The organism is Janthinobacterium sp. BJB446 (genome assembly GCF_002735655.1).
GTDB lineage: Bacteria > Pseudomonadota > Gammaproteobacteria > Burkholderiales > Burkholderiaceae_D > Janthinobacterium > Janthinobacterium lividum.
Genome location: NZ_PDZK01000010.1, coordinates 1 through 22,541, shown reverse-complemented (window position 1 = coordinate 22,541; position 22,541 = coordinate 1). Strand labels below are relative to the sequence as shown.

Below are 22,541 nucleotides of genomic sequence, written 5' to 3'. Positions count from 1 at the left end.
GGACATCCTGACCATGCATACCATGAACCGTCTTGCCGCCGCCATCGTGCTGGCGTTTGCCAGCATCGCCGTGCCGGCGCTGGCTTTGGACGCCGCACCCGTTGTTGCCGCTGCGCCGGCGCCCGCGCCCGCCTTCGATCTTGAGCGCGACGTTGCCACCGCCCTGAAAGTGTTCGACGTGCCCGGCATGGCGATCGCCATCGTCAAGGATGGCAAGGTCGTCACCGCCAGGGGCTTTGGCGTACGCAAGCTGGGTGAACCGGCCGCTGTCGATGCGCAGACCCTGTTCGAAGTGGCATCGAACTCGAAAGGCTTCACGGCCGCCGCGCTGGCCATGCTGGTCGACGAGGGCAAGCTGGCCTGGGACGATCCCGTCACCAAGCATTTGCCCGGTTTCCAGATGCACGATTCCTACGTGACGGGTGCCATGACCATCCGCGACCTGCTCACGCACCGCAGTGGCCTGGGCCTGGGCGCGGGCGACTTGCTGTGGTGGCCGACCACCACGTTCAGCACCGACGAAATCATCGAGAAGCTGCGCTACATCCGTCCGGCCACGAGTTTTCGCAACAGCTATGCCTACGATAACCTGCTGTATATCGTGGCCGGCAAGATCATTGCCGACAAGGCGGGGAAAAGCTGGGGCGAGGCCATGCATGAACGCATCCTGGCGCCGCTGGGCATGACGGGCACCACCACCAGCCTGCTTGAAAACGCGGGCAAGTCCGACGTCGCCAGTGCGCACAGCAAGATCGACGGCAAGATCGCCGCCGTCAAGTCCATGCCCGTGCCGAATGCCGTGGGTGCCGTCGGCATCAACACGAATGCGGAAGATATCGCCAAGTGGATGATGGTGCTGCTCGACGGCGGCAAGATCGCCGGCGTGAAGGACAAGGATGGCAAGGACGCGCGCCTGTTCAGTGAAAAGCAGGGCCGCGAGATGTGGACGGCGCAAACGCCGATCAAGATTTCCGAGCCGAAGCCGGCGCTGGCCGCAACGAAACCGAATTTCAGCGCGTATGGACTGGGCTTCCAGCTGCGCGACTACAAGGGCATGAAAGTGGCCATGCACGGCGGCGCGCTGCAAGGATTTTATTCGCGCGTGGTGATGGTGCCGGAAGCAAAGCTGGGCGTGGCCATTCTGACCAATGCGGAAAATGGCGGTTCCATGACGGCGCTGCAATGGCGCATCCTCGACCATTACCTGCAGGCGGTGCCGTCGGACTGGCTGGCGCTGGTGGCCAAGGTGGAGCAGGACCAGCATGCCGAGGAAGTGAAAAAGCAGGGCAAGGCGTCGAGCGCGCGCGCGGCCAGATCGCAGCCATCGCTGCCGCTGGCGGCGTATGACGGCGAGTATGAGGATGCCTGGTATGGCAAGGTCACTATCCGTACGGAAGGCAAGAAGCACATCCTCAGCTTTACGCGCACGCCGGACCTGACGGGCGAGCTGGAACACTGGCAGCACGACACCTTCATCGTGCGCTGGAAGGAGCGCAATTTCAACGCCGATGCCTACGTGACGTTCTCGCTCAATCCCGATGGCAGCATCGACCGGGTAAAGATGGCGCCGGTGTCGGCCGAGACGGATTTCAGCTACGACTTCCAGGATCTGAGCCTGGTGCCGGTAAAGCCGAAGGAAGCAAAGAAATAGGGTATCGATACAAGAACCGCAGCCTGTGCTGCGGTTTTTTTCGCCTGTTTCCATGCAAATGCACGGCGGGAGGGCGGCGGGCCAGTTTTTATTCCATGAAATGGGATGAAAAAGAAACGTTATCTTGTTTTATTGTTTGCGTATTTATTAACTTTTCAAGGTGTTACTATTTCCGTGCGCCATGAAATTCGTCTCTCGACAGGCAGTTTCTGGCGGCTGGCGTCTTTGTCTTCCAGTGGTTTTATATAACAACTCAACTCTTTGGGAACGGGATAAAAATGATCAATGTGAAAAAAGCCGTATTTGTCTTTTGCGCCGCCGTCGGTTTTGCCGGCGCCATCAGTTCTTCCGCATATGCCCTGCCAACCCGTGAAACCTGCGAGGAAGCCTATACCGCGTGCGTGACGGATGGCGATGCCAGCTCCTGCTCCCTGGTCAAGCGCCTGTGTGGCGTTTACGGCATTTACCTGTAAGGCGCGCTGCGCGCACAGGACGATGGCGGCGCGCCGCCATCGTCTTGTCAGTGACTCAGGGTTTGACGAATTTCAGGGTCATGCGGTCGCTCTCGCCGATGGCCGTGTATTTGGCCCGGTCCACATCCTTGTTGGCATAGGTCGGCGGCAGCGCCCACACGCCGCCCTGGTGGTCGGCATGGTCTTTCGGATTGGCGTTGATGTCCGACTTGGCCGCCAGTTTGAAACCTGCGCCTTCGGCCAGCTTGATCACATACGCTTCGTGCATGTAGCCGCTGCTGGCCGTGGCATCCTGCGCCTTGTTGGCCGGCAGGCGGTGCTCGACGACGCCGAACACGCCGCCCGGTTTCAGGCTGTCGTACACTTCCTTGAACAAGGTCTGCATGCCGGCTTCGCCGATGGGTATCCAGTTGTGGATATTGCGGAAGGTGAGCACCATGTCGGCCGTGCCCTTGGGCGCGATGCGGTAGGTGGTGGGGGGCGCGAAGGCGCCGATTTCCACCTTGCCGAAAGCCGCCGGGTTGGCGTCGAGCTTTTGCTGGAAGCGCGCCGCGCCGCGGCGGGCGCCTTCGCTGCTTGACTGCGGGTCGTTGCCGGCGGCGATCAGCTTGCCGTTGTCGCGCAGGTAGGGCGCCAGGATCTCCGTGTACCAGCCGCCGCCGGGCGCCAGTTCCACCACCGTCATGGTCGGCTTGATGCCGAAGAACGCCAGCGTTTCATACGGATGGCGGGCGCTGTCGCGCAGCGCGTTGGCCGGCGTGCGCGCACTGCCGGCGATGGCCGCCTTCAGGGCCGCGTCGCCCGCATCGGCGGCCAGTGCCGCACCGCTGCCGCCACAGGCCAGCATGACCGTCAAGGCCGCGGCCAGGGATACTCGCTTCATCATCATATGCTCCATGCGTGATTGGATCGGTTGCTCAATTGGTGGCGATCGCCATCAACGCCGATCATCGGGCAAGCACGCTGGCCGGTCAAGCGGATTCCGTCCCCCATGCGGCGGCATATGCGGGCATTTCGCTGGTGTTGAGCGCATCGGCGATGGCCGTGCCCCGCCCGTGCGTAAACGGCAGTTCGCCCGTCCAGACGGCATGCGCCATGTCGCCCGCGTCGTCGAGCGGGCCGCCCTTGCGCTGCTTGACGGCGCATTCGTCGAGCGCGATGCGCAGCACGGTGGTGGCCGCGTATTCCTTGGCGCTGCCGCCGCGCACCTGCGCCAGGCGTCCCGGCGCCAGCTTTTCCATCAGCGCATCCATGGCCGCATGCTGCTGGCCGATATCGCTTACTTTTTCAAACTGCCCGTACACCATCGCCGAGCGGTAGTTCATCGTGTGATTGAAGGCGGAGCGCGCCAGCACCAGGCCGTCGAGATGGCTCACCGCCACGCACACATCGGTATCGTGCAAGAGCTGCTTGAGCATGCGGCTGCCGTTCGAGCCATGGATGTACAGGTAGCCGCCGATGCGCCAGCAGGCGGTCGGGATGCAATGGCTGCCCGTGTCGTCGCGGAAGGCGATATGGCACAGGTAGGCGGCATCGACGATGGCGTACAGGGTGGCTTGCTCGTAGCTGGCCAGTTCGGCGACGCGGCGCACGCGGGTACGGGGGCTGGGAGGCAGGGCGGTAGCGGTCATGGCGGAAGTCCGGTTGGTTGAAGAAGCAGGCCGCACTATAATCGGCATCTGGCCCTGAAAAAAGATCCAGAACCGACAAATAATTTGGAGCCACCAAGGAGGCGCATGGATTTTGCTTTACTGCTTGATGCATTCGAGCGCACGCACCGCGAGCGGGGCTGGCCGCGCCAGCGCCTGCTGCATGAATGCCTGCGCGCGGCGATCCGCAACGGGCAGCTGGCGCCCGGCACGCGGCTGGCCGCCACGCGCGTGCTGGCCGCCGAACTGGGACTGGCGCGCAATACCGTGCTGTACGCCTACGAGCAATTGGCCAGCGAAGGGTTTGTCTTGCCGGACCGTCGCGGCACTGTCGTCGCCGGCAGCGCCGGCATGCCGGAATCCGTGCCGGCGGCCGGCAGCAAGGATGGCTTGTCGCGCCGCGCCCGGCATTTGCGCGGCGTGGCGGGACAGGATGTGAATGCGGCGCTGGTGTTTCCCGCCGACGCCATGGGCGCGTTCGCGCCTGGCGTGCCGGCGCTCGATGAATTCCCGCTGGCGCAGTGGCGGCGGATGCTGGACCGCGCATGGCGCGCGCTGACGCCGCGCCAGCTCAATTACGGCGACCCTGCCGGCGAGCCGCAGCTGCGCATGGCCATCGCCGAGCATTTGCGCGCCGCGCGCGGCGTCGTCTGCGATGCGGGCCAGGTGTTCATTACGGACGGCACGCAGAGCAGCCTCGATGTCTGCCTGCGCGCCTTTGCCGACCAGGGCGATACCTTGTGGATCGAGCATCCCGGCTATGGCGGCGCGCTGGCTGCGGGCCGCGGCGCCGGCTTGCAGGTGACGGGCATCGCCGTTGACATGGATGGCATCGCGCCGACGGATGACGACTGGCGCGAGACGCCGCCGCGCCTGATCTACACCACGCCGTCGCACCAGTATCCGACGGGCAGCGTGCTCAGTCCCGCGCGCCGCATGGCGCTGCTCGAACGCGCGCGCGCGGCCGGCGCCTTGATCATCGAAGACGATTACGACAGCGAATTTCGCCATGGCGGCCCGCCCCTGGCCGCCATGCAGGGACTGGTGGCCGACGCGCCCGTCGTGTACCTGGGCACCTTCAGCAAGACCATGTTTCCCGCCTTGCGCATCGCCTTTATCGTCGTGCCGTCCGCGCTGGCCGGCGCCTTCGCGCAGATGCAGGCGCAGGGCGCCGCGCGCGGACGGGTAGCCGAACAGCTGGCGCTGGCCGACTTCCTGCGCAGCGGCCTGTTTGCGCGCCACGTGCGCCGCATGCGCCGCCTGTACCGCCAGCGCCGCGACGCCTTGAGCGAGGCCTTGCAGCGCCATGCGTGTGGCGGCGCGGCCATCCATGGCGGCACGGCCGGCATGCACCTGGCGCTGCGTTTTCATGAAACGGAATGGGATGACCTGGCGCTGAGCCGGAGCGCCGCGCAGGACGGCATCGTGGCGCTGGCCCTGTCCGCGCATGGCACGGGAGAAGGGATGGGCTGGAACGGCTTCCTGCTCGGTTATGCGCAGGTGCCGGCCGAGAACATGGACGGCCTGGCACGCCGCCTGGGCGCGCTGCTTGCGCAAGCTGGCGCGGCTGGGCAGGCGAAGCGGTCACAATAGGCCTTTGCCAGGACGAGGAAGAGGACTACCCATGATACTGAGCTGGAAAGCCCCGGTTGATTACCATGACAAACTGATCGGCTCCTACGACAAGGAAGGTGGATCCTATGAGACGGCTGGATCGAACTTCGACTATCTGGCGCTGCTGCAGGGGGCTCCGTATCCGTTCGGTATGGACAGGCCCCCCGTGCATTTCGTCTGCACCCGGGAAAGGCTCCTGAAACATGACTGTCTGTGGCTGCTGGGGGACGTGCCGCTGGTCTCGGCCCGCCTGGCCGGGTTCCTTGCCGGCGCCGCCGGCCAGGACGTGGAATTGCTCGCTCCCGCCTGCATCATGGCGGGCGGTGAACCTGTGGAGCAGCCGTTTTACATCTTGAATGCGACGCAAGACGTACAGACGGTGGACCTCGAACGTTCAATCGCGGAAAAAGATGACAAGGGCAACGTCATCTACTTCACGCGGACGTTTTTGCGCGACGAGGAACTGGCGCCCAGGCAGATCGCCAGGGATGCGCAATCAGGCGACCTGTTGATCTCCAGCGAGCTCGCTGGCCTGATGAAAGCCGCGCGCTTCAACGGCGGCAAGAGCCTGGGGTTTTATCGCGCCGCAGGAAACTGGCAGCCTGTCCTGGAATGAGATCGCATGGCTTACTGCTGGTCCTGCATCCACTGCTTCAAGCCATTGACCCAGTTCTTGGCGGGCAGGTTGAACTGCTTCCTGATGGTGGCGGCGCGTTCGTATAAATCGCTGAAGTCGAGCGATGGCGATTTTTTGAAGGCCAGCACGACGATGTTTTCATCTTCCATTTCCGGCACCCAGACGACGGCGTCGAAAACCAGTTCCATCGCCTGTAGATTCTTGTCGTAGTTGGGGAAGTCGCCGAAGACATTCGTGCACATGATGCCGTCGTCCGCCAGGCAGTCGTGGCAAGCCTGGTAGAACTCTGGCGTGTCGAGCACGGGACCGCGCGCGTCTTCGTCGTACAGGTCCACTTGCAGCGCGTCGACCGTGCCGTGGTTGGCAGGATCGAGCACAAAGTCGAGCGCATTCATTTCACGCACATCGAGGCGCGCGTCGTTCGGCGGCAGCGCGAACTGGGCGCCGCAGATGGCGATCACGTTCGGATTGAGTTCAATGGCCGTGACCGTGGCGTCGGGGAAGCGGCGGTAGCTGAATTTGGTCAGCGCGGCGCTGCCCAGTCCCAGCTGTACGATGCGTTTGGGCTGCGTCTTGAACAGCATCCACATCATCATCATCTGCACGTATTCGAGCTCGATGGCATCTGGCTTGTCCAGGCGCATGGCGCCCTGCACCCACTTGGTACCCAGGTGCAGGTAGCGGATGCCGCGGTGTTCGGTGGTGGTGGCAGGCGGGTGGCCCGGGTGGCTGAAAGCGGTATGGCTGGTGGAGGTAAAGTCGGTCGTCATGGCGCCAGTTTAGCAGCCGGGTGAAAAAAAGACGCCGCAGCGTCTTTTGGGTGGTGCGCTCAAGATTGCTTGCGGCGTCGTGCCAGGAAGCCCAGTATGCCCAGGCCGGCCAGCAGCATGCCATACGTTTCCGGTTCAGGAACGGGCGCCAGGTTCAGGTTGAAGGTGCCGCCATAGCTGCCGCCGTTGCTGTTGCCCATGACGGTGAGGACCATCGGACCGTTGAACAGCAGTGTGGTTGGCGCCAGCACCTCGCCCTGGGCATAGCCGAAGACGGTGGGGCCGCCAAAACCGGTCAGGGAGATGCCGTTCAGATTGGCGCTGGTGAAGTTGATGGAAGCCGGGTCGCTGCCCGTGACCGACAGGTTGGCAAGGAAGGCTTGCGCGGTCGAACCGAAAGTCGCGTCGGGAGTGAACGTGAACGTATCGGTAAAGGCGCCTAGCGGCGTGGGAGTGGCGTTGAAGCCCCCCGTCCACAGGTTGCCCGTGGTGTTGGTCAGGTTGATGGTGTACGACGCAGCATATGCGCTACTGATGGTTGCAGCGCCCAGTACCGCTGCTGCGATGAGTGATTTCAGTTTCATATTTATCCCCGCGAAAAAACGATTAATGTTTCAAAAAAAACCGTGCCGCTCAGATAAATTATCGCCAGGACATTTCATTGTCAATGAGCTATTTTTATATCATTATGCAAACTTAAATAGCTTATTTCTAACACACGGGCATGGCGCTCATGAAGTTGCAATATTAAAAACTATAATTATCAATATTGTACCGAAAAATAATTGCGCATCGTGTGATGAAAAAATCGTTACGCCAGTAACTAATTTCTGTCCAGCAAGGGCAGAATCAATGTCACCGCCAGGCCGCCACCTTCGCGGTTGGCCAGGGTGATGCGCCCGCCATGGGCTTCGGCGATTTCGCGCGCCAGCGCCAGGCCAAGTCCCGTGCCGCTGCGCTTGGTGGAATAAAACGGTACCAGCGCGTTTTCCAGCACGGCGCCGCTCATGCCCGGGCCGCGGTCTCGCACTTCGATGCGCAGCTGCCCTTGCGCCTGGCTGACGTGCAGGCCGATATGCTCTTGCCGCGAACCGGATTCCAGCGCATTCTTGAGCAGGTTCAGCAGTGCCTGCTGCATTTGCGCCGCATCGAACACGGCCGCCTGTGCGGGCGGTACGCAGTCGAGCGCGAAAGCCGCCTGCGAGGCCAGGCTGTCGAGAAAGGGCTGCCACTCGCACGGCGCCAGGCGTGGCGCGGGCAGCTTGGCAAAGCGCGCATAGCCGAGGATGAAGGTTTCCAGGTGGCGCGTGCGCTCCTCGATGGTGGCAAGGATTTGCGGCAGGCGCTCCGTCTGGCCGCGGCGCACCAGCTCGGCGCCGGAATGGGCCAGCGAGGCCAGCGGCGCCAGCGAGTTGTTCAGTTCATGGCTGATGACGCGGATGACTTTTTTCCAGGTCTGCACTTCCTGGCGCCGCAGTTCCAGGGTCAGCTGGCGCAACAGCAGCAGTTCGTGCTTGCGCCCGTTCAGGCTGAAGCTGCGCCGCGCCAGGTGATATACCTCTTCCTGCTCCCCTTCGCCGCTGGTAAACAAGCCGTCGTTGCGGCGCGCCAGCGCTTCGGCCAGGGCCGGCGCCGCCTGTTGCACGATGTCGGCCAGGTGATGCCCCTCGAGCCGGCGGCCGTGGTGCAGCAGCTGGCGCGCGGCCAGGTTGGCGTAGACGATAGCGCTGCCCTCGGCCACCAGCAGCATGGCCACCGGCGTGTTTTGCACCATGGTGTCGAGCAGCAGTTCGCGCTGCACCAGGTCCAGGCGCTGCTTGCGCAGCACGTCGCCCAGCGCATTGTGGGCCGCCACCAGGTCGGCCAGTTCGTCGTTCTGCGGCCAGCGCAGGCTGAAGCCGAAGTCGCCGTCCTGGTAGCTGGCGACGGTGCCGCTCAAGGCGCGAAACAGCGACAGCATCGCTTGCAGCTGCGCGCGGATGGTAATCACGGCCACCGGCAGCACGCACAGCAGGGTACCCGCCAGCACCAGCAGCGGCTGGCCGGGTAAAAAATGCGCGAGCAGCAGGGCGATGACGATGCCCAGCACCAGCAGGGTGACGATCAGCGCCGTCCAGCGCGTGAGCAGGGAAAGGCGCATGGGACGGTAGGCCATCAGCCGCGCGCGATGCCCAGGCGTTCCATGCGCCGGTACAGCGCCTGGCGCGACAGCCCCAGTTCCTGTGCCGCCTGCGCTACCACGCCGTGCGCGCGCGCGAGCGCCGCGGTGACGCTGTCGCGGTCCGGCTCCGTCGCGGCGCCATCCTGCGGCGCGCGCAGCGATGGCACACCCGCCAGCGGCAAGCCCGTTTCCTGTGCGCGGATCACGGGACCGACCGTCAGCAGGCTGGCGCGCTGCATGACGTTTTTCAGTTCGCGCACGTTGCCGGGCCAGCCGTGCGCCAGCAGGGTGGCCTGCGCTTGCGCGTCCAGGGTTTTTTCGCTGCCCAGGAAATGCTGTGCCAGCACCAGGATGTCGAGCGGGCGCTGGGCCAGCGGCGGCAGGCGCAGTTCGATCACGTTCAGGCGGTAGAACAGGTCTTCGCGAAACGTGCCGGCCTTGATCATCCCAGGCAGGTCGGCGTTGCTGGCGCTGATGACGCGCACTTTCACTTGCCGCTCGCGGTTCGAGCCGAGGCGCTCGAAGCGTCCCGTTTCCAGTACGCGCAGCAGTTTCATTTGCCCGGCCAGCGGCAGGTTGCCGATCTCGTCGAGGAACAAGGTGCCGCCGTCGGCCGCGTCGAACTTGCCGTCGCGCGCGCGCGTGATGCCCGTGTAGGCGCCCGCCTCGGCACCGAACAGTTCCGCCTCGATCAGCTCGACCGGCACGGCGCCGCAATTGAGCACGACGAAGGGGCCGCTGGCGACGTGGGAATTGGCTTGCACGATGGCGGCGATGCGTTCCTTGCCGCTGCCGTTCGGCCCCGAAATGAGCACGGGCACGTCAGCCCGCGCCACCTGGCACGCCAGGTGCACGACTCTTTCCGTGGCCGGGTCTTGCCACACCATGCCGCGCAAGTCGAAGTCTTTTTCCAGCGCGTGGCGCTGGCGCTGCTCGGCCACCACGCGCTGGCGCAGCGCGCGGCTGGCCTGTCCCAGTTCCAGCAGGTTCTGCACGGAAGCGATCAGGCGCCGGTCATCCCATGGCTTGGCCAGGTAGTCGGCCGCGCCGGACTTGATCAGGTCGACGGCCGCGTCGAGCTGTGTCCATGCCGTCAGCAGGATCACGGGCAGATCCGGGTAGCGCGCGCGGATCGCGTGGAACAGCGCGCTGCCTTCCTCTCCCGAAGTGGTGTCGGCCGTGAAGTTCATGTCCTGCACCACCAGGTCGATGGCGTGGCGCTCGAGCAGCTGCAGGCCTTCCTCGGGCGAGGCGGCGCGCACGGCGTCGATCTCGTGCAGGGAGAACAGCACGTCCAGCGCGATGGCCACGGCGGCATTGTCGTCAATAATCAGTACGGTAGGCATGCGCGCAGCATATCACTCAGGTGCAGGCTCAGGTACTGCGTGTGGCCGTGGCCGGCGAAATACTGGCAGCGCGCCAGGCTGGACCATACACGGCGCCCACGCCCAGCAGCCAGAATACCAGTGCGCCGGCCAGCAGGTAGCCGGGCGGCAGGCGCGCCATTTCCAGCTGGCTGACCAGCAGCTGATTCAGGCCCAGCGCCAGCACCACGCCAGCCGCCACGCCGACGCTGGTGATCATGAAATTCTCCGTCAGGAAGTAGCGCAGGATGTCGATGCGGCGGGCACCGAGCGCGCGCCGCACGCCGATCTGCTTGCGCCGCTGCGAGACCCACAGGCTGGCGATGCCGACGATGCCGCTGGCCGTCACCAGCAGCAGCAGGGTGCTGACGGCGATGAGCATCCAGGACAAGCCCTGGTCGGCCAGATAACGTGTCTTGCGGTGCTGCTCCAGGGTATCCGTGCGCACCAGCAGGCGCTCGGTGCTGGACGTGCGGATGGCTTGTTCCGCCTCCTTCATCAGGCGGTTGCGCTGGCCTGGTTCTGCCCGCACGGCAAATAGCAGCGAATCGCGCCCGCCCGTCAGGCGCGCCGGCAGGATGATCGAATACTCGCCTTGGGCGCTGACCTGGCCGACCTGCGTCTGCAGCCGTTCCACCACGCCGATCACGCGCATCTCGTCATCGTTGTCGCCGGTGCCATTGAACAGGGGTTTGCCGACAAAGCTGGTTTCGCCTGGCCAGATTTTTTGCGCCGCGGCGCGCGTCACGATCACCACCTTGGGGAAGGTTTCATCGACGTCTTCATTGATTTCCGGGACCTCGTCGGGATGGAAATCGCGCCCTTCCACCAGCTTCAGGCCATATGTCCTGACCAGCGAATCGGGCGTGACGTACATCGAGGTGCTGGCGCTGGCCTCGGCCTGTCCGCGTTTGGCCGCGACGTTGGTGCTGCTGCCGGAACGCGACAGCACGGCCTGCGTGGTTTGCGCCACGGAGACCACGCCCGGCAGGGCGCGCAGTATCGCGGCCTGGCGCTTCTGTTCGGCTATCTGGCGCTGCGGGCTGCCTTTGTCCATGCTCTGGATTTTGACATAGAAGATGTCGTTTTCGGCCGCTACGCCGGTGGGACGGGCGGCGATGGCCTGCCGCAGGTTGACGATGTACAAGGCGTTGGCCAGGATGGCCAGGCTGATGGCAACTTGCACGGCGACGAGCACGGCGCCGGTCTTGTTGCGCATCAGCGCCGACAGGATGGGGCGGATTTCCATGTGGGGCCTCATTGTGAAAAGGTGGGTGTCATTGGGATTTGAGCTGCATCGCCGGCGTGACCTGGCAGGCGCGCCAGGTGGGCAACAGCCCTGCGAGCAAGGCCGCCAGTACGGAAACGGCAAACGTCAGCAGCAGCATCGGGACATCCAGGTGCGCCACGGTGCCCAGCTCCCTCGATTGCGCGCTCACCACGGCCAGGGCGGCATAGGCCAGCAACAGGCCCAGTACGCCGCCGGCCAGGCCGATGACGCCGGTCTCGATCAGGAACTGGCGGAAGATGTCGCGCTGCGTGGCGCCCAGTGCGCGGCGGATGCCGACTTCCGCCGCCCGCGCGGAGAACTTGGCCAGCAGCAGGCCGATGGTGTTGACCAGGCAGAGCAGCAGGAAGCCGAAGGCCAGCCAGGCAGCCAGCTTGTTGTCGTTGTCGACCACGTTCAGGAAATCGAGCCACTGCCTGACGTCGTACAGCATGTTGGGCGCATGGCGTGGCATGCGGCCCAGCTTGCGCTGTTCGGCCGCATAGCTGTCGAGATAAGCCTGCAAGTCGCTGCGTTCGCCGGCGCTGGCCATTTCAAACCAGAATTGCAGCCAGGTGCAGTCCGATGCCAGGATACCCTGGTAACCGGGGCTGCGCTCGACGCCGCTGCAGGCCATGCCGCCGTCATGTCCCGTTTCGTGGCGGATGGCACTGGCAAACGGAATGAAGAATTCATCTTCCGTGCCGAAGGCGCCCTTGCTGCCGATGATGCGGTGCACGCGCGGCACGGGATCCCAGCGATCAAGCACGCCGCTGACCAGATAGGGGCGTCCCAGCACCGTCACGCGCTGGCCCACGGGATTGACTGTGCCCAGCAGCTTTTCCGCCAGGGCGCGGCTCAGGACGATGACGTCGGCGCCGCTGGCGTCGTCGGCCTCGCTCCATGGCTGGCCATACAGGAACGGTACTTCAAACATGGCGAAGAAATCGCGCGTGGGGGCCAGGCCCTGGGCCCGGAAGGCGCCGAGGTCCCTGCGCGCCGGCTCCACGGGTCCGGCCACGCCGTACATGACACTGCGGCGGATGCCCATCTTGCTGGCCATGAAGTTCTTCGCATCGGTATAGGCGAGCTGTGACTGGCCAAAGCTGGGTTTGGTGCCCGGCGTATAGCCTTTCAAGGGAACTACATCGATCATCGGCACGAACAGGCGGTCGCTCTTGTGCGGCAGCGGATCGCCCGACATCGCATGCAGGATGGTGACGGTGGCCACGCTGGCTGCCACGCCGACGGCCAGGGTCAGCACCATCAGCGCCGTCAGGGCGGGATTGCGGCGCAGGTTGCGCAGGCCCAGCTTGAAATAGTATTGGAACATGGCGGCTCCTAGGCGGTCGCGTGCTGCGGCTTGAGCGACAGCGTGGCGCCATGCTGTACCAGGTCCGACACCTGGCCGTCGATGATGTGCACATTGCGCTGGCTGCGCAGCGCCAGTTCCGGATCGTGCGTGACCATCAGGATGGTGGTGCCTTGCGCATTGATTTCTTCCAGCAGCTCCATCACGCCGCGCGCCATCTGCGTGTCCAGGTTGCCCGTCGGTTCATCGGCCAGCAGCAGTTTCGGCGAGCCGGCCAGTGCGCGCGCGATGGCCACGCGCTGCTGCTGGCCGCCCGACAATTCGGCCGGATAGTGCTTCATGCGCGACGCCAGGCCCACCTTGGCCAGCGCCTCCTCGATGCGCTCCTTGCGTTCGGCGCGGTTGAAACCCCGGTAGCGCAGCGGCACGTCGACATTGTCGAACAGCGACAGGTCGGGAATCAGGTTGAAACCCTGGAAGATGAAGCCCAGTTTTTCATTGCGCAGGCGCGAGCGGGCATTGTCGTCCATGCCCCTGACGTTGACACCGTCGAGTATGTATTCGCCATCCGTAAATTCCTCGAGCAGGCCGGCGATGTTCAGGAAGCTCGTCTTGCCGGAGCCGGACGGTCCCGTGACGGTGACGAATTCGCCCTGGCGGACGTGGATCTCGAAGCCGCGCAGCGCGTGCGTTTCGATCATGTGGGTGCGGTAGATCTTGCTCAGGTTTTGCATGCGCAGCATGGGAAGCCTCCTTGTTGACTGAAATTAATTGAGTGCGACGCGGGCCGCGTTCGCGAAATTTTCCGTACCGGCGACCACCACCTTGTCGCCCAGTTTCAGGCCGCCGAGAATCTCGACGGCAGAGATGCTGGTGGCGCCCAGCTTGATGGGCGTGCGGACGGCCACGCCATCGCGCACCACGTAGGCAAAGCGTCCGCCTTCGGCTTCGACGAAGGAACCGCGCGCCAGCATCAGCACATTGGGCCGCTCGTCGATCAGCAGGCGTGCCGAGACGCGCTGGTTCTGGCGCAGGCCGGCCGGCTGTTCGCCGTTGAAGCGCACGCGCGCCAGCACTTGGTTCTTGACCACTTCGGGCGACAGCGCCGACAGCTTGCCGGTCGCCTTGATGGCGCCCGTCTCGATCTCGGCGCTCATGCCCAGGCCGATGTCGGCCACATACGTTTCCGGCACTTCCAGCTCCACTTCCAGCTGCGACAGGTCGACCAGGGTCATCAGGGCCGTGTTGGCCTGCACAACGCTGCGGTTGGCCACCGACAGCGTGCCGATGAAGCCATTGACGGGCGCACGCACGGTCAGCTCGTCGACCCTGCGCTGCGCGTTGTCGCGGCTCAGGCGCTGGCGTTCCAGTTCGTTGACCCGGGTCTTCAGCGCCAGGGTCACGTCCTCGCCTTCCAGGCCCGCCGCCTGCGAAGCGTGCTTGCTGCGGATCTCGGCGGAATTCAAGGCGTCCTTGGCCTTCTGGTAATCGATCTTGGCGATGATGCCCACCTGCGCCACGCTTTCATAGCGCTCCAGCGTGCGCTGGGCGGACAAGCGCTCGATTTCCGCCGTATCCGCTTCGCGCCGGGCCAGCAGTTTCTGTTTCTTGGCCAGGATCTGCTGGCGCGCCACTTCCGCTTCCAGCTGCTGCACGCTCGACTGCTCGCGTTTCAGCGCGTCCGACAGGTCGGGCGATTCCAGGACGGCGAGGATATCGCCCTTTTTGACGGTGTCGCCCGCCTTCGCTTTCAGCGTGACGGTGGCCACCGTGGTCGAATACAGCGTGGGGCTGATGGCGGCCACCACGCGTCCGTTCACGGCGGCGTCGCGGATCAGGGTGCCGCGCGTGACGTCGGCGATGCGCAGGCGGTCGGCATTGACGGAATGTTCGCTGTTGCGCCAGCCGGCAACGGCAGCGATGGCGGTGCCGATGACGACGGCGGCGCCGGCCAGCAGCAGGGCGCGTTTCTTGTGGCGCTGGCCCGGCGGGGCGGACAGTACGGCGTCTTGGGAGGAAGTATCGCGGATCATGGTCAGGTCTCGTGAAGGATGCCTTTTCCAATGCACGATCCATGCCAGTTGTTAAGTCATTGATTTGAATCGGGAAAAATTCTGGCGTCCGGCTGTCCGCCGTGTCCGCGCCGTCCAGGCGGTGTCCGCGTGCGGCGCACCGTCGCGGCGTTTGCGTATGGATCTTGATATTCTGGCAATCGACCTGAACTGCTGCCCAGGCAGTGATGGCGCGCGGCGCCATGCTGCCCCCCCCTTCTTTGGAGCATGATGTCGCCTTCGCCCTCCCTTTTTGCCCGCCTGCGCCCTTGGCTGCGTCAGTTTGCCAGCCTGCCCGAACCGGCGGAACTCGATTATCCATTTGTCGCCAGCGACATCGCCATGTTGCAAAGGATCGAGGGTGGTTTGCCCCAGCTCGATAGCCAGACGTGGGATGAAATGCTGCTGGACGCCTACCATACGCGGCTTGCCACGCAGGTCAGCATTCTCGGTCAGCAGCGATTGCATCAGCGCCTGGCAGGTGGCACGGCAGACGCCGCCTCGCGGGCGCGCATCGCTGAGTTGCTGGCGGCGCCGGCACAGCTGGCGGTGCTCGAGCAAGCCATGCTGCCGCTGCGCACGGCGGACGCGGAAGTGGCGGCGCTGCTGTGCGGCGCAGCGCCACCAGCAGTACCGTGGTGGAGCCGCTGGTTGCTGCTGCCGACACTGGTGCTGCTGGCGTCGCTGCTGGCCGCGTGGCTGTTTGCGCCGCTGGCATGGGCCGTCGCGGTACCCGTCTGGTTCTTGCTGATGGCGTTGCAGATGCGTTTTCACGACCGTTGCAAACCGTGGGAGCGCAGCGTCTTTACGTTACAGCAGATACTGCTGGTGCATGGTCGACTGGGGGCGCTCGAGACTGCGTTCACGGCGGACCTGCGGGAAGGCGGGCGGGCTGCCGGCGTGATCAACCGGCAGATCACGCCAGTGCGCTGGATCAAGATGATTCCCCTGCTGAGCGAATATGACGACTGGCTTATGCTGGGCAATATCCGGCGCTACTTTCACAGCCTGCGCGTGGTGCGGCGCGAACGCGCCTTCTTGCGTCAGAGTTTCCTGCTGCTGGCCGACCTGGAAGCGGACCTGGCCCTGGCGCGTCATCTGCGCGGCCGCGCGCAGTTCTGCTGGGCGCAGGACGCCGGCGCGCGGCAATTGTCGCTCGACGCCATGGTGCATCCGCTGCTCGATGGCGCCGTACCGCTATCGTTGCGGCTCGATGGCCGCGGCGCCTTTATTTCGGGGCAGAATGCGGTGGGAAAAAGTACCTTGCTGCGCGGTGTGGGGCTCAATCTGATCAGTGCACGCGCCTTTGGCTTTTGTTATGCCCATGCTGCCCGGGTACCCATGCTGCCGCTGTATTCGAGCATGCAAAACGAGGACTCGCTCGACGGCGGCGAAAGTCTATATGTCGCCGAATTGCGGCGCGCGCGCGAATTGCTGGCGCTGGCCGGGGAGGGCGCGCCGGCGCTGTTCCTGATCGATGAAATCTTCCGCGGCACGAACCATCTCGAATCCGTGGCGGCGGCCGCTGCCGTGCTGCATTCCCTGGCCGCGCGCCACCTGGTGATCGTCTCGTCGCACAATCTGGTATTGGGGCCGCTGCTGGAAGACTGTCTGGCGCCGTGGTGCGTGGGCCGCGATGACGCCGGCGCGCTGCTGCTGGCGCCGGGCGTGCTGCAGGCCACGAATGGCATCGCCCTGCTGGCGCAGCGCGGCTTTGACGCCGGTATCGCAGACAAGGCCGGGCGCGTCTTCGACTGGCTCAGCACGCACATGGCGCAGCCGGCCGACTGCGGCGGCGTGCTCGAACGGTCCTGATGGCCGCGCTTATTTGTCCTGCTTTTCCGGCGTGCTCTTGTCGATCACTTCGCGGCAATCGCCGCGGATGATGGCGTTGTCGTAGTTGGTCCAGCCGTAGCTGTCGACGTAGCGCTTGTGCTGCTTGAAGCGGGGGCTGGCGATGCTCCACTCGGGCTGTTCGCCGGCGAAGCGGATGTCGCCCAGATCGAGCAGCGTATGGAACATGTTTTCCGTCGACAGGCGCGCCTTTTGATGGCGCTGCAGCTGTGTCACCTTGTCCGGATAGTGCCGCTGGAATTGCGGCGAGTACCAGACGAAGGCGGGCACGTGGAATTCGAACTGCGTGTTGTGGCCGTGGAAGGCCAGGCGGCAGGTGCCGTCGTACAAGGTCTGGCCATGGTCGGCCACATAGACGAGCGAGCTGCGCAGGGCGGTGCGCTGGCCATCGTCCTTCAGCATGCCGATCACGTTCGACAGGAACCAGTCCGTGTACAGGATGGAACTGTCGTAGCTGTTGTTCAGCTGCGGCTTGATGGCCGTGTCCGTGTAGACGGGCTTGTCGACGCCGAACAGCGACGGTTGCCACTTGTCGAACGCTTTCGGATAGCGCTGGCTGTAGTTCCAGTGGCTGCCCAGGGTGTGCAGCACGATGAGTTTTTTCGGCGCCGGGTCGGCCAGCGCGTTCTTGAACGGGTCGAACAGGATCTGGTCGAAGTTTGAATTGTTGGTAAAGCCGCCCAGGTTCAAAAATTGCACCACGTCCGCTTCCTTGGCAAAGACGGACACGGGCGTGTCGAACTGGCCGAACGAAATCTGGTTCGACAGCCAGTAGGTCTTGAAGCCCGCTTCCTTGTAGGCGGTGAGGAAGGATTTCTCCGAGAAGCCATCCTTGAGGCTTTGCGTGGCCGGCTTGCGCGAGATGATGACGGGTACGGACAGGCGCGTGGCGGAAACGGCCGTGATGACATCGGCCAGCGGCACCAGGTTGGCTTCCTGCTTCAGCAGGGGATTGGTGTCGCGTTCATAGCCGTTCAGGCTCCAGCGGTCGTAGCGCGACGATTCACCGATTACCATGACCACCACTTCCGGATGGGGATCGGGTTGCTGCTGGTGCGCGCCGAAACGGAAGCTGCTGCTTTTCTGTCCCAGCTCGGCCAGGTAGCGACGCTCCTTGTAGAAATCGAAGCCGCGCGCGGCCAGGCCGAAAGGCCAGGAGTTGCTGACAGTGTCGAAGGCGTAGGGCAGGCGCGCCCAGTGGGGCAGGCTGGGCCAGCCCAGGCCCGTCTCGTCGGCGCCGGCGATGCTGGCGTTTTCCGGCTTGCTGCTTTCTTCGTCTTCCTCGGCCGTTTCATCGTCGGCCGAGCTGGCGTCGCCGAAGCCGGAGGCGCCCGCCTTGCCGCTGACCGCCGGCCCGCTGGCCTTGGCCGATGCGGCGGTGCTGTGCAGGACCTTGGCCTCGAAACCGAATTCATAGCCATACCACCAGAAGCCGCCCAGCAGGATCAGCAGCACGAAGGCGGCCGGGCGCGTCTTGCCGCGCCAGTCGAGGTCGCGCGTGCGCGTGGCCGCATACCAGCCGAGCAGGCACCAGGCGATCACGCCCAGCATGACGGCGCCCATCAGCCACACTTTTTGCCCGAGGAATTCCATCGCTTCCTTGGGGCTGGTTTCAAAGATGATGCCCAGGTGGTGCGTGGAAATGCCCTGGCCATAGAAGATGAACAGGTAGATTTCCGTCGGCAGGGCCAGGAAGGCAGGCACCAGCAGCCAGTGGAAATACGCGGGGCGCTTGAACACGCTCCAGACGGCCAGCCAGGCCAGCAGCTCGAAGGTGAGCATCTGCCAGGGATGCTCGGGGGCGCGTCCCAGCAGCGCGGGAATGAAGGGCACGGCCGTCAGCAATGCATACGTCAGGAGCAGGAACAGATTGGCGGGGCGAAGCAAGGAGCGCATAAGGGAGGGCAGCGAAAAATGTCCGCTATTATCAATCCTTTTGTTATCTTGCGGTCATACAAGAATGTGCGCGTCCGGTGCTTGGCCGCAGAGAAAGAATGCCAAATCATCAATTGCCGCGTAGCGCCGGCGTCCGCGCGCTGCGGCCAAAGATTAGTCAAAATGCCACAAAAGCGCCTCTTTTTTGCCTTTTTTTATAGCAAAAAGCGGTAAACTGATTGACCCCCTGTAACACAAGGTCTAAACTAGCGAGTTCTCGATTTTATTCTGCTCATCGTTTACGTATTGCTTGGCATTTCATGGCCGCTCCTTATCGAGTGGCTGCGGGCGCCTCCGGTGCGCAGTAGATGAAAGCGGGACGAGGTTTTAGTCGCCGGGCATCTTGCCCGGGTTATTAATCGTAGTTTTTTGTTGGATTTATAACGATGCCAACCATCAATCAATTGATTCGCAATCCACGCGTCGCTTTGACCGTGAAGAGCAAATCGCCGGCGCTGGAAAACAGCCCGCAAAAACGTGGCGTCTGCACACGTGTTTACACCACGACTCCAAAGAAGCCAAACTCGGCTCTGCGTAAAGTCGCTAAAGTTCGTCTGACCAATGGTTTCGAAGTTATTTCGTACATTGGCGGTGAAGGCCATAACCTGCAAGAGCATAGTGTTGTGCTGCTGCGCGGCGGTCGCGTTAAGGATTTGCCGGGTGTGCGTTACCACATGGTTCGCGGTGCCCTGGATACCCAAGGCGTTAAAGACCGTAAGCAATCGCGTTCGAAGTACGGTACCAAGCGCGCTAAAGCAGGCAAGAAGTAATAAGTTGTACGCAGCAAACCCAAGTTTCGCTCAGTGGCAACTAGCTAAGTGAATGTAGTCGACCGCATCTGGTCGAGTAAGTGGAGGACTATGATGGTCGTCCGCGAGTGTGCGAAGAACGCGCGCTCAACTGAAGATTGAAAGGAATTGATATGCCACGTCGTCGTGAAGTACCCAAGCGCGAAATTTTGCCAGATCCAAAATTCGGCAACACTGATGTCGCTAAATTTGTAAACGTGCTGATGCTGTCCGGTAAGAAATCGGTTGCAGAAAACATCATCTACGGTGCTTTCGAGCACATCGCAGCAAAATCGGGCAAAGATCCACTCGAAGTTTTTGCTACCGCAATCAACAACGCCAAGCCGTTGGTTGAGGTGAAATCCCGTCGCGTCGGTGGTGCAAACTACCAGGTGCCGGTTGAAGTTCGCCCAGTCCGTCGTATGGCTCTGTCCATGCGTTGGTTGCGTGAAGCTGCTAACAAGCGCAGCGAAAAATCGATGCCACAACGCCTCGGCGGTGAGCTGATGGAAGCGGCTGAAAGCCGCGGCGGCGCGATGAAAAAACGCGACGAAGTCCATCGTATGGCTGAAGCGAACAAAGCGTTCTCGCATTTCCGCTTCTAATATAAAGCCAGCTACCGCAAGGCGGCTGTCAAGCATCTGTTGTTCGAGGCCGGGCTCATTTTTGCAAAAAAATGCTGCTCGGTTTTGTCCATTCATTTAGGATTAATTATGGCCCGCAAGACCCCCATTGAGCGCTATCGTAATATCGGTATCTCCGCTCACATCGATGCAGGTAAGACGACCACGACCGAGCGCGTCCTGTTCTACACAGGCGTGAACCACAAGCTGGGCGAAGTCCATGATGGCGCTGCCACCACCGACTGGATGGCACAGGAGCAAGAGCGCGGTATCACGATTACCTCGGCTGCTGTTACGTGCTTCTGGAAAGGCATGGCTAACAACTTCCCAGCTCACCACATCAACATCATCGACACCCCAGGCCACGTTGACTTCACCATTGAAGTGGAACGTTCGATGCGCGTGTTGGATGGCGCCTGCATGGTTTACTGTGCAGTCGGCGGCGTGCAGCCACAATCGGAAACGGTATGGCGTCAGGCTAACAAGTACAAAGTGCCACGTCTGGCCTTCGTGAACAAGATGGACCGTACCGGCGCCAACTTCTTCAAGGTCTACGATCAGATGCGTTCGCGTCTGAAAGCCAACCCAGTACCTATTCAGATGCCTATCGGCGCTGAAGACGTCTTCACCGGTGTTATCGATCTGGTCAAGATGAAAGCGGTTATCTGGGACGACGCTTCGCAAGGCATGAAGTTTGAATACGGCGACATTCCTGCACACCTGGCCGCCGATGCTGCCAAGTGGCGCGAAAACATGGTTGAAGCCGCTGCTGAAGCGTCGGAAGACCTGATGAACAAGTACCTGGAAGAAGGCGACCTCTCGGAAGAAGAGATCAAGGCTGCCCTGCGTCAGCGTACCATCGCCAGCGAAATCGTTCCAATGTTGTGCGGTACCGCCTTTAAAAACAAGGGCGTGCAAGCCATGTTGGACGCGGTCATCGAGTACCTGCCATCGCCAATCGACATTCCACCTGTTCCAGGTCTGGACGAGGACGAGCAGCCAGTCGAGCGCGCAGCTGACGACAATGAGAAATTCTCGGCATTGGCGTTCAAGATCGCAACCGATCCGTTCGTGGGCCAGTTGTGCTTCATCCGTTGCTACTCGGGTACCCTGAATTCGGGCGACTCGGTGTTGAACTCCGTGAAGCAGAAGAAAGAGCGTATCGGCCGTATCGTGCAGATGCAAGCGAACGAACGCGAAGAAATCAAGGAAATGCGCGCTGGCGACATCGCCGCCGTTGTGGGTCTGAAAGACACCACCACTGGCGATACGCTTTGCGACGAAAAAGCCAGCGTAGTTCTGGAGCGCATGGTCTTCCCTGAGCCAGTGATTTCGCAGGCAGTCGAGCCAAAAACCAAGGCCGACCAGGAAAAAATGGGCCTGGCGCTGAACCGTCTGGCAGCAGAAGATCCATCGTTCCGCGTGCGTACCGATGAAGAATCGGGCCAGACCATCATCGCCGGTATGGGCGAGTTGCATCTGGACATCATCGTTGACCGCATGAAGCGTGAATTCAACGTTGAAGCGACCGTCGGCAAGCCACAAGTGGCTTACCGCGAAACGATCCGTAAAGTGTGCGAAGAGTCGGAAGGCAAATTCGTCAAGCAATCGGGTGGTCGTGGTCAATACGGTCACGTGGTTCTGAAGATCGAACCGCAAGAACCGGGCAAGGGCTTCGAATTCGTTGACGCGATCAAGGGCGGTACCGTTCCTCGCGAATACATCCCTGCAGTTGAAAAAGGTGTGCGCGACACGCTGACTTCGGGCGTGATGGCTGGCTACCCAGTCGTTGACGTTAAAGTCACGCTGTTCTTCGGTTCGTACCATGATGTTGACTCGAACGAAAATGCATTCCGCATGGCCGCTTCGATGGCATTCAAAGATGGCTGCCGCAAAGCATCGCCAGTCATCCTGGAGCCGATGATGGCCGTGGAAGTGGAAACGCCGGAAGACTACGCCGGTACCGTGATGGGCGATCTGTCGTCGCGTCGCGGCATGGTGCAAGGTATGGATGAAATTGCTGGCGGTGGCGGCAAGATCATCAAGGCCGAAGTGCCTCTGTCGGAAATGTTCGGTTACGCCACGTCGTTGCGTTCGTCGACCCAAGGTCGTGCGACTTACACGATGGAATTCAAGCACTATGCTGAAGCACCTAAGCATGTGACTGAAGCAATCGTAAGCTCGAAAGCTAAGTAATAGAAGTTCCGGGCCGGCTTTCACGAGAATGCCGGTCCCTACATTTAAATCATTGTTCTAAGGAAGAATAAAATGGCAAAAGGTAAATTCGAACGGACCAAGCCGCACGTCAACGTCGGCACCATCGGCCACGTCGACCACGGTAAAACCACGCTGACCGCTGCAATCGCAACGGTTCTGTCGAAGAAATTCGGCG

At 62.5% G+C, this 22,541-nt stretch carries 20 protein-coding genes; 9 read left to right on the top strand and 11 right to left on the bottom strand.

The window, feature by feature from the left end:
- Window positions 1-13: 13 nt before the first annotated feature.
- Both CSQ92_RS28110 and CSQ92_RS28105 read left to right on the top strand, forming a co-directional pair.
- Complete coding sequence (locus CSQ92_RS28110) at window positions 14-1,651, top strand: serine hydrolase (protein ID WP_099396040.1); 1,638 nt, start codon at window positions 14-16, stop codon at window positions 1,649-1,651.
- Between the two features lie 278 nt (window positions 1,652-1,929).
- Complete coding sequence (locus tag CSQ92_RS28105) at window positions 1,930-2,124, top strand: hypothetical protein (protein WP_034783267.1); 195 nt, start codon at window positions 1,930-1,932, stop codon at window positions 2,122-2,124.
- A gap of 55 nt (window positions 2,125-2,179) precedes the next feature.
- Here the strand turns inward: CSQ92_RS28105 and CSQ92_RS28100 are convergent, their stop codons facing one another.
- Together CSQ92_RS28100 and CSQ92_RS28095 are read right to left on the bottom strand one after the other, a co-directional pair.
- The gene (locus tag CSQ92_RS28100; protein WP_099396039.1) at window positions 2,180-3,010 is read right to left on the bottom strand and encodes a class I SAM-dependent methyltransferase; all 831 of its coding nucleotides are present in this window, start codon (window positions 3,008-3,010) and stop codon (window positions 2,180-2,182) included.
- 85 nt (window positions 3,011-3,095) lie between these two features.
- On the bottom strand, window positions 3,096-3,755 hold the full coding sequence (locus CSQ92_RS28095) for a pyridoxamine 5'-phosphate oxidase family protein (protein ID WP_099396032.1): 660 nt from the start codon (window positions 3,753-3,755) through the stop codon (window positions 3,096-3,098).
- A 105-nt stretch (window positions 3,756-3,860) separates the two neighbouring features.
- Between CSQ92_RS28095 and pdxR the strand changes: the two genes are divergently transcribed.
- Together pdxR and CSQ92_RS28085 are read left to right on the top strand one after the other, a co-directional pair.
- A complete protein-coding gene (gene pdxR, locus CSQ92_RS28090) occupies window positions 3,861-5,366 on the top strand; it encodes a MocR-like pyridoxine biosynthesis transcription factor PdxR (protein WP_099396031.1) in 1,506 nt (501 codons plus the stop codon).
- 31 nt (window positions 5,367-5,397) lie between these two features.
- Window positions 5,398-6,003: a hypothetical protein gene (locus tag CSQ92_RS28085; RefSeq protein WP_099396030.1), complete on the top strand. Its 606-nt coding sequence runs from the start codon at window positions 5,398-5,400 to the stop codon at window positions 6,001-6,003.
- 11 nt (window positions 6,004-6,014) lie between these two features.
- On the opposite strand, the gene CSQ92_RS28080 is transcribed toward CSQ92_RS28085, so the two are convergent.
- From CSQ92_RS28080 to CSQ92_RS28045, 8 genes are all read right to left on the bottom strand, one after another.
- On the bottom strand, window positions 6,015-6,794 hold the full coding sequence (locus CSQ92_RS28080) for a spermidine synthase (RefSeq protein ID WP_099390224.1): 780 nt from the start codon (window positions 6,792-6,794) through the stop codon (window positions 6,015-6,017).
- Window positions 6,795-6,853: 59 nt separating this feature from the next.
- Window positions 6,854-7,378: an FxDxF family PEP-CTERM protein gene (locus CSQ92_RS28075; protein WP_099396029.1), complete on the bottom strand. Its 525-nt coding sequence runs from the start codon at window positions 7,376-7,378 to the stop codon at window positions 6,854-6,856.
- Window positions 7,379-7,617: 239 nt separating this feature from the next.
- A complete protein-coding gene (locus tag CSQ92_RS28070) occupies window positions 7,618-8,949 on the bottom strand; it encodes a sensor histidine kinase (RefSeq protein ID WP_080753432.1) in 1,332 nt (443 codons plus the stop codon).
- The gene (locus CSQ92_RS28065; protein ID WP_099396028.1) at window positions 8,949-10,301 is read right to left on the bottom strand and encodes a sigma-54-dependent transcriptional regulator; all 1,353 of its coding nucleotides are present in this window, start codon (window positions 10,299-10,301) and stop codon (window positions 8,949-8,951) included. Before CSQ92_RS28065 ends, CSQ92_RS28070 begins: the two co-directional genes overlap by 1 nt.
- A gap of 28 nt (window positions 10,302-10,329) precedes the next feature.
- Complete coding sequence (locus CSQ92_RS28060; protein WP_099396027.1) at window positions 10,330-11,568, bottom strand: ABC transporter permease; 1,239 nt, start codon at window positions 11,566-11,568, stop codon at window positions 10,330-10,332.
- A gap of 28 nt (window positions 11,569-11,596) precedes the next feature.
- Window positions 11,597-12,919 carry an ABC transporter permease gene (locus CSQ92_RS28055; RefSeq protein ID WP_034783279.1) on the bottom strand — a complete coding sequence of 441 codons (1,323 nt, stop codon included), beginning with the start codon at window positions 12,917-12,919 and terminating at the stop codon, window positions 11,597-11,599.
- 8 nt (window positions 12,920-12,927) lie between these two features.
- On the bottom strand, window positions 12,928-13,641 hold the full coding sequence (locus tag CSQ92_RS28050) for an ABC transporter ATP-binding protein (protein WP_070259929.1): 714 nt from the start codon (window positions 13,639-13,641) through the stop codon (window positions 12,928-12,930).
- A gap of 24 nt (window positions 13,642-13,665) precedes the next feature.
- Complete coding sequence (locus CSQ92_RS28045; protein ID WP_099396026.1) at window positions 13,666-14,931, bottom strand: efflux RND transporter periplasmic adaptor subunit; 1,266 nt, start codon at window positions 14,929-14,931, stop codon at window positions 13,666-13,668.
- A gap of 249 nt (window positions 14,932-15,180) precedes the next feature.
- Here CSQ92_RS28045 and CSQ92_RS28040 point away from each other — a divergent pair, with 249 nt between their 5' ends.
- Entirely contained in the window at window positions 15,181-16,764 is a 1,584-nt protein-coding gene (locus CSQ92_RS28040) for a MutS-related protein (protein WP_099396025.1), read from the top strand.
- 9 nt (window positions 16,765-16,773) lie between these two features.
- On the opposite strand, the gene CSQ92_RS28035 is transcribed toward CSQ92_RS28040, so the two are convergent.
- A complete protein-coding gene (locus CSQ92_RS28035) occupies window positions 16,774-18,699 on the bottom strand; it encodes a phosphoethanolamine transferase (protein ID WP_143450460.1) in 1,926 nt (641 codons plus the stop codon).
- Between the two features lie 425 nt (window positions 18,700-19,124).
- On the opposite strand from CSQ92_RS28035, the gene rpsL reads away from it, so the two are divergent.
- The 4 genes from rpsL to CSQ92_RS28015 all read left to right on the top strand — a co-directional run.
- The gene (rpsL, locus tag CSQ92_RS28030; protein WP_010394376.1) at window positions 19,125-19,508 is read left to right on the top strand and encodes a 30S ribosomal protein S12; all 384 of its coding nucleotides are present in this window, start codon (window positions 19,125-19,127) and stop codon (window positions 19,506-19,508) included.
- A 152-nt stretch (window positions 19,509-19,660) separates the two neighbouring features.
- Window positions 19,661-20,131, top strand: coding sequence for a 30S ribosomal protein S7 (gene rpsG / locus CSQ92_RS28025; RefSeq protein WP_010394377.1), 471 nt, complete (start codon window positions 19,661-19,663; stop codon window positions 20,129-20,131).
- A gap of 108 nt (window positions 20,132-20,239) precedes the next feature.
- Window positions 20,240-22,345 (top strand): elongation factor G, encoded by a 2,106-nt coding sequence (gene fusA, locus CSQ92_RS28020; protein WP_034753184.1) that lies wholly within the window; start codon window positions 20,240-20,242, stop codon window positions 22,343-22,345.
- Between the two features lie 72 nt (window positions 22,346-22,417).
- A partial coding sequence (locus CSQ92_RS28015; protein ID WP_017454492.1) for a GTP-binding protein occupies window positions 22,418-22,541 on the top strand: 124 nt, incomplete at its 3' end.